Below are 11,482 nucleotides of genomic sequence, written 5' to 3' on the forward strand. Positions count from 1 at the left end.
TTTAACGGGTGCAAAGATACGGACTTTTTCTGAAACTGCAAGCATTCTACAAACTTTTTTTGAAGAAAATTATTCGATGAAACGGTAATTAAACAGTTGCCAGCCGATACTCAGCCCCACATTCCACTCCCTTCTCGGTGAGCTATAATGATTTACATAAGCAGAGATCGCTCCAAAAGGTAATTGGCAAATAACAGAAACTTCTCCCATATATTCTACCTTTGAGAAAGCTTTTCCATAAAATGCTTTGTTTTGCGTATTCTTCTCGATAGGAAAAATAGGCATAAATCCATAAAATTCTCCTCTCAGATGAAACATATCATTGAAAATAAACATAGGCTTGATACCGGCAGCCAGAAACTGATTGGCGCGGAAAGCCTCATTATACATCAGCTTACTATGCGGAGTCGGCGAAAATTCTGCAGCCTGCATCATTGTCGCCGTAAAATTCTCCGAGAAGTTTCTCGATGAATACAGCGCTTCCGCCATCCATCCCAAAACAAATTTAGGCGCCATACTATGATATGCTTCTTTCATATAAGAAATCTGTAACCATGATTGCCGTTCCTGTGTAACAGGCTGTTCTGTCGGATTTCCAGGCTTATATCTTTCTTTTCCCGTAAAAATCTGAGCTATTAATTTCTCGTTATATCCTTTTGTAGCGTATTGACGAGAATTCAGTGTACTTCCATAAAAACTAATAGAACCGCCTATAAGCCTGTATAAGCTCCTGTCCGAACGGTCTTCTTCAAAGTTTATCACACTGGATTGAAAATAGTTATCTTGCAATTTCCCAATACCAAAGCCAAATTCAGCCCGTTTATTCGCTAAGAACGGTAAAGCGATAATCAACTTCAGAAATCGTTCATCCTTTGAATTAAAGGAAGGTTTATCGTTTTTAGAGAACAGTTTCTCCTTCTTGTAATAATCAAAAGTACTGATAGACGCAATAAGCCGATATGAAGTAGGAATATGAGTAGGCAAGTCTATACGCGCCATCAGTTGGGCATTATTATAAACTTTACCCAATTGGCCATCAAACGTAAACTCTTTGGCATAATAATTTAAGTTCTGATAGCCCAATCCCAGATATATCTGATTGGAACTCGTCGTAGACACACTACCCCCCAAGCGGACAGAGAAATTATCCTCCATCTTTACTTTCAGATGCAAATCGTACATATCGGTTTCCTCATTGAATACCGCCTTCGGAATGATTTCCGATATCATGTTATCCGCAAGTAAACGGAAATATCCACGCTTCAGATCTTCGTAGGTGAATGGTTCATCTTCTTCATCATGAAATTCCTTCTGAATATAAGCCTGTTGCTGGGGGTTAGCTCCATCAATATAAATTTTCTGAAAATAGAGCTGCGGCAGATTACTGCGATAAACCAAACGGCGTAAACGCACATTATCTGCATTCACCCTACGATGAATACGCCCCTTTATAGAATCCATCAGGCTAAGAGTGCGATTGTAACCTATATCATGGAGTTCCTGAAGACGGTCGAAATCAAGTAAGTTCACATCATCATACTTGAATGTCATGAGGATGCCGACAGAATCCGGAATAGAATAGTCCGTCTTCTGCATCACCATGTTCTCAATCTGACTCATAAGGTCATTTTCTTTAGGCTTAGATGGATTGGCAGCCACCACACTACCAATGATAATATCCGGATGGAAATCATCCCGCATTACATCCGTTGGAAAGTTATTGTAAATACCACCATCATAAGCCAGCACGCTATCTATCTCAATAGGCTTAAAAACAAACGGGAAACTCATAGAAGCACGGACAGCATCTCCCAGGTCACCTTTCCCTAACACTATTTGCCGTTTATTGTATACATCAGAAGCGATACAGCGGAAAGGAACAAACAGCCTATCAAAATCACCGTCACAAGCAGCCGTAGCACGGGCAAACAGCTCCACAAACACCAGATTCATCTGAATGGGGTTAACCATACTGGTCGGTAATTGCGGTTTGACATTCAAGGAATCCTTAAAATCAAAACGGATATTAAAAAACTCCGGTGTGGGAATACTTTTCTTGAAATAATAGGCATATTTAGGTTCTACTTTTCCCGAATACCAGCGTTTAAAGTCTTCTGAACGCAGCAAAGCCTCCATATCATCGGGAGAGTATCCCATGGCATACAACGAGCCGATAATGGCTCCCATGGATGTACCGGTAATATAATCGATAGGGATATTGTTTTCTTCCAAAGCCCGAATGATGCCGATATGCGTCATACCTTTCGCACCACCACCACTCAATACAAGTCCAACTTTTTGGGCATGCAACATGGGCAGCAACAAGAAACAAAACGATAAAAGCAAAAGAATTCTTTTCATACTTCAAAGTTCCGAGCTGAAAATATATTATTATCAAAGCTCAAATATATGCAATTGTTTCGAAATTGGACGTATCCAACGCTAAAAAACAAGCGTTCCCACACAAAATATACGAAAAAAGGAGCATTACAACTCTTATAAAAGTTGCAATGCTCCCAGCATATAGATTGTGAATAAAGGGCGTATTTAGATTAGCTCGATGCTTCTCTTCACAAAGTTATTCAAAGCTTCACCTTTCAGCATGCCATTTTGCAGCAATGCCAGGTCAATCAATTGGCGGACAACTTTATTTTTAGCTGCATATCCGGCAAATATTTCGTCTTTCTTTGTTTTCAGTTCTTCCCACTTCTGATCCAACCCGTTCACTTCGTCCTTTTCAGCAGTAGAAATTTCTTCGTCTTTCTTACCTTTTTGTTTATCTTTCAGCTCATTACGACGTTTGTCTACGTCATCCATTTCTTGCTGAATAGGAGCTACAACAGAGTCGCATTCTTTTTCTTCGTCTGCAAGAACTTCTTTCACCAGTTTATGATCTGAATTCAACACAAGGTTGAACATATCAGGCATTTCTCCATAGAAACTCATACCTGCCTGAATATTAGCCATTTCTTTCATACGGCGCATATATTCGCTTTGAGTAATCATCACAGGAGAAGAGTTTTCACCCAAAGCCTGCGCAGTGATATTAAACTCAACCTTTTCCAGCTTAGGCAACTGGCTCTTGAACACAGCAGAAAGAGCTTCTTGTTTACCTGCTTCCAGAGTTTCACCTTTTTTGTCTTCTTTGATAATCAGATTATCTATAACATCACTATCTACACGGGTAAAGCGAGATTTCTCAAACTTTTGCTCCAACATGCTTACTACAGCAATATCCAGTTGACCATCCATCAGCAACACATTGTATCCCTTATTCTTAGCAGCCTCGATATAGCTGAATTGCTCATCTTTATGATTAGCATACAGATAGATCAAATTGCCATCTTTATCAGTCTGACTATCTTTGATCAGCTTCTGATACTCTTCAAATGTATAGCATTTACCATCCGTATCGGTGAAAAGGGCAAAATCTTTTGCTCTGTCATAGAAGTCTTCCTGAGTAAGCATTCCGTAATTGATGAAAATCTTCAGGTCATTCCACTTTTCCTCGAACTGTTTGCGATCATTTTTAAAGATAGATTGCAGACGATCAGATACTTTCTTCGTGATATATGTCGAAATCTTCTTCACGTTAGAGTCGCTCTGTAGATAAGAACGGGATACATTCAACGGAATATCCGGAGAATCGAGCACACCATGCAACAGTGTCAGAAAGTCAGGTACGATACCTTCTACTGAATCCGTAACGTATACCTGGTTGCTATAAAGCTGTATCTTATTCTTATTCAGTTCGATATTGCTCTTTACTTTCGGGAAGTAGAGGATACCTGTCAGATGGAACGGATAATCTACATTCAGATGTATCCAGAACAGAGGTTCATCAGACATCGGATACAGGTCACGATAGAACTTCTTATAATCTTCATCCTTCAGTTCGCTGGGCTTCAATGTCCACAACGGATTACTGTCATTGATGATGTTATCTTCGTCTGTTTCAACCTGTTTCCCATCTTTCCAGTCTTTCTTTTTACCAAAAGCAATAGGTATGGGAAGGAAACTACAATATTTCTTCAACAGAGAAGAAATGCGGGCCTCTTCCAGGAATTCTTGACTTTCATCATCAATGTAAAGTACTATATCTGTACCACGGTCAGCTTTATCAATGTTCTCAATGGTAAACTCCGGACTACCATCGCAACTCCATTTCACTGCTTGAGCACCTTCCTTATGGGATTTCGTGATTATTTCCACTTTCTTAGCCACCATGAAAGCTGAATAAAAGCCCAAACCGAAGTGTCCAATAATTGCATTAGCATCATTCTTATACTTCTCCAGAAAGTCGTTGGCACCTGAAAAGGCAATTTGGTTGATATATTTGTCGATTTCTTCGGCAGTCAAACCAATACCACGGTCTGAAACAGTAATTGTATCTTTTCCTAAAGACACATGTACGGTCAAATCGCCAACCTCACCTTTAAACTCGCCAATAGAGGCTAAGGTTTTCAACTTCTGCGTAGCATCTACGGCATTAGAAACCAACTCACGGAGAAAAATTTCATGATCGCTGTACAAGAATTTTTTGATAACGGGGAAAATGTTTTCGGTAGTCACCCCAATATTTCCTTTTTGCATACTACTTATGATTTATATTTTTAAGTTTATATATTTAATCGTTTGGCAAGTGTAATGCAAAAAAAATGCCAGCCCATAAGGACTGACATTTTGACTGTTTATCATCTTCTAAAAAGACTTTATTTTCATGCTTTCTTGATGTCCAGTTCTCCTTTTTCTTCGTTCAAAGAGACAGAAATCGTATCGCCCGTCTGCAATTCGGAAGAAATAATCAATTCCGAAAGTCCATCTTCCAGATAAGTCTGGATGGCACGCTTCAACGGGCGGGCACCAAACTGCACATCATATCCTTTAGATGCCATGAACGTCTTGGCTTTAGCATCAATAACAAGCTTATATCCAAGAGATTCCACGCGCTCATACAAGCCTTTCAACTCGATATCGATAATCTTTTCGATAGCATCCAGCGAAAGCTGGTCGAAAGTAATAATCTCATCGACACGGTTCAGAAACTCAGGGGCAAACGACTTATTCAAAGCCTTTTGTATCACGCCGCGTGAATATTCTTTATCATCCGTACGATTTTGGGCGGCAAAACCTACACCACGACCGAAGTCTTTCAATTGACGTGTACCGATATTGGAAGTCATGATAACTACTGTATTCTTGAAGTCTACAGTTCTGCCATAACTGTCAGTCAGACGACCTTCATCCATCAGTTGTAACAAGATGTTGAATACATCCGGGTGGGCTTTCTCAATCTCGTCCAACAATACGATAGAGTAAGGTTTACGGCGCACTTTCTCTGTCAACTGTCCGCCTTCTTCGTATCCTACGTATCCCGGAGGTGCGCCAACAAGACGAGAAACGGTAAACTTCTCCATATATTCACTCATATCCACACGTATCAGCGCATCGGCAGAACCAAACATATATTTCGCCAACTGTTTCGCCAAGTGAGTTTTACCCACACCCGTAGGCCCCAGGAACAAGAATGTTCCGATAGGACGGTTAGGATCTTTCAATCCTACACGACTACGCAGAATTGCTTTCGTCACCTTTTCAATAGCCGGATCCTGAGCTATAACTTTAGCTTGCAACTCTTCTTTCATACCCGCCAACTTGATACCTTCAGCCTGCGCCATACGCTGTACAGGCACACCGGACATCATAGAAACCACATTCGCAATTTCCTCCTCGCCAACTATCTGGCGATCATCTTTTAAACGAGCTTCCCATTCAGCCTTCATCTCTTCCAGACGAGCAGAAAACTCTTTCTCATGATCACGGAAACTGGCAGCAAGTTCGAAATTCTGCGATTTCACCGCATCCGCCTTTTGTTGACGGGCTTCTTCAATCAGTTTCTCCTGTTCTTCAATCTCTTTCGGAACAGTAATGTTTGTCAGATGGACGCGCGAACCGGCTTCGTCCAAAGCATCAATAGCCTTATCCGGGAAATTACGGTCAGTAATGTAGCGGTCTGTCAACTTGACACATGCTTCCAGCGCTTCATCCGTATAAGTCACATTATGATGGTCTTCGTACTTCTCTTTGATATTCTTCAATATCTGGAGCGTTTCCTCAGCAGTGGTCGGTTCAACAATCACTTTCTGGAAACGGCGTTCCAAAGCACCGTCCTTTTCTATATTCTTCCGGTACTCATCAAGGGTAGTGGCACCTATACATTGTATTTCACCACGTGCCAATGCAGGTTTCAGCATATTGGCAGCATCCATAGAACCGGCAGCTGCTCCGGCACCCACAATCGTGTGAATCTCGTCAATAAACAGAATCACATTCGGATTCTTCTGTAACTCATTAATGATAGAACGAATACGCTCCTCAAACTGTCCGCGATACTTGGTTCCGGCCACTACAGAAGCCATATCAAGCATTACCACACGTTTATCAAACAGAATACGGGATACTTTCTTCTGAACGATACGTAATGCCAATCCTTCTACAATGGCTGATTTTCCTACACCAGGTTCACCTATCAATACCGGATTATTCTTCTTACGACGGCTTAATATCTGAGCCAACCGCTCGATTTCACGTTCACGACCTACCACAGGATCCAGTCTACCTTCTTCCGCAGCCCGGGTCATATCCATACCAAAGTTATCCAATACCGGAGTATCATTGGATGGTTTCTTAGACGCTGTTTGCGTAGAAGACTGTGAACTACCACTTTGAGAAGAACGTGAAGACATATTCATCTCATCTTCTTCCTCGTCATCATCTTCCGTAAATCCCATACCTGCGTTAGGGCTGGCTTTCATAGAAAGCTGTTCGAACACCGACTTATAATCTATATTATCTTCTTCCAATACCGTAGCGGCCAAATTATTACCGTCTTTCAAGATAGCCAGCAATACATGTTCAGTATCAGCAGTGGCACTCTTCAGCAGACGAGCCTCGAGTATACACATTTTCAATATCTTAGCTGCCATCGGAGACAATGGAATGTCTGCATCGGGCAACAAGTTATCATCTTCAATCTCTTTTAAAAAACCTTCCAGGCGTTTCTTAACCCTGTTTAGGTCTATATCCAGTTTCTGCAATATTTCTATAGCTTTCCCTCCGCCGTCTCGCAACATGCCGAGTAGAAGATGCTCCGGACCGATATATCTATTTTTCAGCCGGTTAGCTTCCTCCTTGCTGTAAGTGATAATGTCAGAAACTCTTTGTGAAAACTGATTATTCATACTTAATATTCTCCTTCCTTATTCTAAGGTGTTACTTAATACAAAGATACGCATTTATAATTTCCAGTACGTATTTCATCGTTTTATTTATTATTTATATACAAAACCCGTGCCACAGTTTAATATCCGTTCACCAGTATCATACTAAAATGCTTTCATTCTAGGGAAAAAGCTCCTTATTAATACCTTATTTATATATTATAAGAACAAAGTAGGTGAGAGAATGGTTCTGAAATAAAGTTTATGGGCGAAAACTTTTGTATATCGTAAAAAAGCAGTACTTTAGCGTGGTTTTTTATGAACCAAAGTATGTATAATTAATAATCTTTTTAAATGCTTGAACAAGACAGAATTATAAAGATTAACATCGAGGAGGAAATGAAGTCATCGTACATTGACTATTCCATGTCGGTCATCGTTTCGCGTGCCCTTCCGGATGTTAGAGATGGTTTTAAGCCTGTCCACCGTAGAATTCTCTTCGGGATGATGGGACTGGGAAATACGTCTGATAAACCTTATAAAAAATCAGCCAGAGTTGTAGGTGAAGTATTGGGTAAGTATCACCCGCATGGTGACTCTTCCGTTTACGGTGCATTAGTTCGTATGGCACAGCCTTGGGCAATGCGTTACATGGTGGTAGATGGCCAAGGTAACTATGGTTCGGTAGACGGTGATAGCGCAGCAGCTATGCGTTACACCGAGTGTCGCTTGCGCAAGATTGGTGAAGATATGATGCAAGACCTCGACAAAGAAACCGTTGATATGCAGAGCAACTTCGACGATTCTTTGCAGGAGCCTACCGTTATGCCTACCCGTATTCCAAACCTTTTGGTAAACGGTGCATCTGGTATTGCTGTAGGTATGGCAACCAATATGCCGACACACAACCTTTCAGAGGTTATTGATGCTTGCATCGCATACATCGAGAACAACGATATCGAGATAGAGGAGTTGATGAACTATGTGAAAGCTCCCGATTTTCCAACAGGAGGATATATATATGGTATGAGTGGCGTACGCGAGGCATATCTTACAGGTCGCGGTCGCGTTATCATGCGTGCAAGAGCAGAAATTGAAACCAGTTCTACGCATGACAAAATTGTCATCACGGAAATCCCGTATGGTGTCAATAAGGCGGAACTGATCAAGAATATTGCTGATTTAGCCAATGATAAGAAGATAGAAGGTATCTCCAATGCCAATGATGAGTCTGACCGTGAAGGTATGCGTATCGTGATTGATATCAAACGTGATGCCAACGCCAGCGTAGTCCTGAATAAGCTCTATAAAATGACGTTGTTACAGACTTCTTTTAGTGTAAACAACGTAGCATTGGTACACGGACGTCCTCGTTTGCTGAATCTGAAAGACATGATTAAGTACTTCGTAGAACATCGCCATGAGGTAGTTATCCGTCGTACTCAATATGACTTGCGTAAGGCTAAAGAACGCGCTCATATATTGGAAGGATTAATCATAGCATCAGATAATATCGATGAAGTAATCCGTATCATCCGTGCTGCAAAGACACCTAATGACGCTATTGCCGGCTTGATAGAACGCTTCCAATTAACTGAAATTCAGTCTCGTGCCATCGTAGAAATGCGTTTGCGCCAATTGACCGGACTGATGCAGGATCAGCTTCACGCTGAATATGAAGAAGTAATGAAGATGATTGCTTATTACGAAGAAATTCTTTCGAATGACGAACTTTGCCGCAAAGTTATTACTGATGAATTAATTGAAGTAAAAGCAAAATACGGAGATGAACGTCGTTCTGAGATTGTTTACTCATCCGAAGAATTCAATCCGGAAGATTTCTATGCAGATGACGAAATGATTATCACCATTTCTCATATGGGCTATATTAAACGTACTCCGTTGAGTGAGTTCCGTGCTCAAAACCGTGGTGGAGTAGGCTCTAAGGGTACAGATACCCGCGATGCAGACTTCATTGAACACATATATCCGGCAACCATGCACAATACCATGATGTTCTTTACTCAAAAGGGTAAGTGCTATTGGCTCAAAGTATATGAAATCCCCGAAGGTACCAAGAATTCCAAGGGACGTGCCATCCAAAACTTGCTGAATATTGATTCAGACGATGCTGTAAATGCATATCTGCGTGTGAAGAACCTTTCTGACACAGACTTCATCAACAGTCATTATGTCTTATTCTGTACCAAGAATGGTGTTATTAAGAAAACATTACTTGAACAGTATTCCCGCCCTCGCCAGAATGGTGTAAACGCTATTACTATCCGTGAGGACGACCGCGTTATCGAAGTACGTATGACTAACGGTGACAACGAAATTATCATTGCCAATCGTAATGGACGTGCTATTCGCTTCCACGAAAGTGCTGTACGCGTTATGGGACGTACTGCAACCGGTGTGCGTGGTATGACGCTTGACGAAGACGGGCAAGATGAAGTCGTTGGAATGATTTGCATCAAAGATCCTGAAGCAGAAACCATTATGGTAGTTTCTGAACAAGGCTATGGCAAACGTTCTGATATCGAAGACTACCGTAAGACTAATCGTGGCGGTAAGGGTGTTAAGACGATGAATATCACCGATAAAACAGGTAAATTGGTAACAATTAAGTCTGTAACAGATGATAATGACTTGATGATTATCAATAAATCTGGTATCACCATTCGTCTGAAAGTTGCTGATGTCCGTATTATGGGTCGTGCTACCCAAGGTGTTCGTCTGATCAATCTTGAAAAGAGAAACGATGAGATCGGTTCAGTATGTAAGGTTACATCAGAAAGTATGGAAGATGAAATTCCTGTTGATGATGAAAATTCTCCAATTCCGCCTACTATAAATGAAGTAGAAGGAGAGGAGAAAGACTATAACTCTGATAATGAAGTCAATAATAAAGATGAAGAATAGACATAATATTAATTTTAATTTTACAACTATCATGAAAAGAGTATTATTTTCAGTGATTTTATTGCTCGCTGCAGGCTTCACTTTCGCTCAAGAAAAGACTGTGAAAGAAGCTAAAAGCATTGCGAATGAAGTAAAGCCGAACTTTAATAAGGCCGAACAGCTCATCAATCAAGCCTTGACTAATCCTGAAACAAAGGATAATGCCGACACTTGGGATGTAGCCGGTTTTATTCAAAAAAGGATTAATGAGGAGGAAATGAAAGACGCATTTTTGAGAAAACCTTATGATACTCTTAAGGTATACAACAGTGCATTAAACATGTGTAAGTACTACCTCAAATGTGATGAACTGGCACAAGTTCCAAATGAAAAGGGAAAGATTAAGAACAAGTACAGAAAGGCTAACGCTGCTGCAATTATAGCAGAGCGTCCTAACTTGATCAATGGAGGTATTCAATACTATAATTTGGAGAAGAACAAAGAAGCATTAGATTTCTTTGGAACTTACATTGAAATAGCTCAGAATCCTATGTTTGAAAAGGAAAATTTCCTACAAACAGATACTATTTTACCACAGATTGCATATTATGCAAGTTTGGCAGCGGCTAAGATGGAAGATTACCCTAGCGTTCTGAAATATGCTCCTTATGCACAGAATGATAAGGAAGTAGGTCAGTATGCAATGGAATTCATCTCTACAGCTTTAAAAGCACAAGGTGATACTATTAAGTGGGTTGCTTCTTTAAAAGAAGGTTTGCAGAAATACCCTCAACATTCATTCTTCTTCGGTCATTTGATTGATTATTATAGCAATAATAATAAATACGATGAAGCTATGCAGTTTGCTGATGATATGTTGGCTAAAGATCCTAATAATACATTCTATCTGTATGTAAAAGGATATCTTTATCACAATATGTACACTAACTTGAAAAATGAAAAGAAAGAGCAAGAAGCTGCAGATGCACTTAATAATGCTATCAAGTATTATACTAAGACAACAGAAATAGATCCTAACTACGCAGAAGCATTTTCTAATTTAGGTTTAATCTACTGTCTGCAAGCACAAGACTTCTCAGAGAAAGCAACAGCAGATGTAAATGATCCTAAGTATAAAGAAGATCAGGCAACTTTGAAAGCTTTCTATGAAAAAGCAAAACCTTGCTATGAAAAAGCAAGAGCATTGAAGCCTGACCAAAAAGATTTATGGTTGAATGGTTTATACCGGGTATACTACAATTTGGATATGGGACCTGAATTCGAAGAAATCGAAAAAATGGTTCAATAAACACATCAATAGTTTTTAATAAAAAGAGGTTGTGTCAAAACTCTGGCAC

At 40.2% G+C, this 11,482-nt stretch carries 5 protein-coding genes; 2 read left to right on the forward strand and 3 right to left on the reverse strand.

Annotated features, from left to right (window positions below; genetic code table 11):
* Positions 1-69: 69 nt before the first annotated feature.
* The 3 genes from BWI44_RS18360 to BWI44_RS18370 all read right to left on the reverse strand — a co-directional run bounded on the left by BWI44_RS18360 (position 70) and on the right by BWI44_RS18370 (position 7,241).
* Positions 70-2,361 carry a patatin-like phospholipase family protein gene (locus BWI44_RS18360; protein ID WP_115503382.1) on the reverse strand — a complete coding sequence of 764 codons (2,292 nt, stop codon included), beginning with the start codon at positions 2,359-2,361 and terminating at the stop codon, positions 70-72.
* A 186-nt stretch (positions 2,362-2,547) separates the two neighbouring features.
* Positions 2,548-4,593, reverse strand: a complete 2,046-nt coding sequence (htpG, locus tag BWI44_RS18365) for a molecular chaperone HtpG (RefSeq protein ID WP_195210023.1) — start codon at positions 4,591-4,593, stop codon at positions 2,548-2,550.
* A 125-nt stretch (positions 4,594-4,718) separates the two neighbouring features.
* The gene (locus BWI44_RS18370; RefSeq protein WP_118222298.1) at positions 4,719-7,241 is read right to left on the reverse strand and encodes an ATP-dependent Clp protease ATP-binding subunit; all 2,523 of its coding nucleotides are present in this window, start codon (positions 7,239-7,241) and stop codon (positions 4,719-4,721) included.
* A 333-nt stretch (positions 7,242-7,574) separates the two neighbouring features.
* Here BWI44_RS18370 and gyrA point away from each other — a divergent pair, with 333 nt between their 5' ends.
* Positions 7,575-10,145 (forward strand): DNA gyrase subunit A, encoded by a 2,571-nt coding sequence (gene gyrA / locus BWI44_RS18375; protein WP_138293218.1) that lies wholly within the window; start codon positions 7,575-7,577, stop codon positions 10,143-10,145.
* A 31-nt stretch (positions 10,146-10,176) separates the two neighbouring features.
* Positions 10,177-11,433, forward strand: coding sequence for a tetratricopeptide repeat protein (locus BWI44_RS18380; RefSeq protein ID WP_171032203.1), 1,257 nt, complete (start codon positions 10,177-10,179; stop codon positions 11,431-11,433).
* Positions 11,434-11,482: the final 49 nt, after the last annotated feature.

This window comes from Bacteroides sp. Phil13 (assembly GCF_001940965.1).
Lineage (GTDB): Bacteria > Bacteroidota > Bacteroidia > Bacteroidales > Bacteroidaceae > Bacteroides > Bacteroides intestinalis.

Excerpts from the sequence above, each read along its gene's own strand:
- gyrA (WP_138293218.1), top strand. The coding sequence starts at position 7,575 with ATGCTTGAACAAGACAGAATTATAAAGATTAACATCGAGGAGGAAATG.
- BWI44_RS18380 (WP_171032203.1), top strand. The coding sequence starts at position 10,177 with ATGAAAAGAGTATTATTTTCAGTGATTTTATTGCTCGCTGCAGGCTTC.
- BWI44_RS18360 (WP_115503382.1), bottom strand. The coding sequence starts at position 2,361 with ATGAAAAGAATTCTTTTGCTTTTATCGTTTTGTTTCTTGTTGCTGCCC.
- htpG (WP_195210023.1), bottom strand. The coding sequence starts at position 4,593 with ATGCAAAAAGGAAATATTGGGGTGACTACCGAAAACATTTTCCCCGTT.
- BWI44_RS18370 (WP_118222298.1), bottom strand. The coding sequence starts at position 7,241 with ATGAATAATCAGTTTTCACAAAGAGTTTCTGACATTATCACTTACAGC.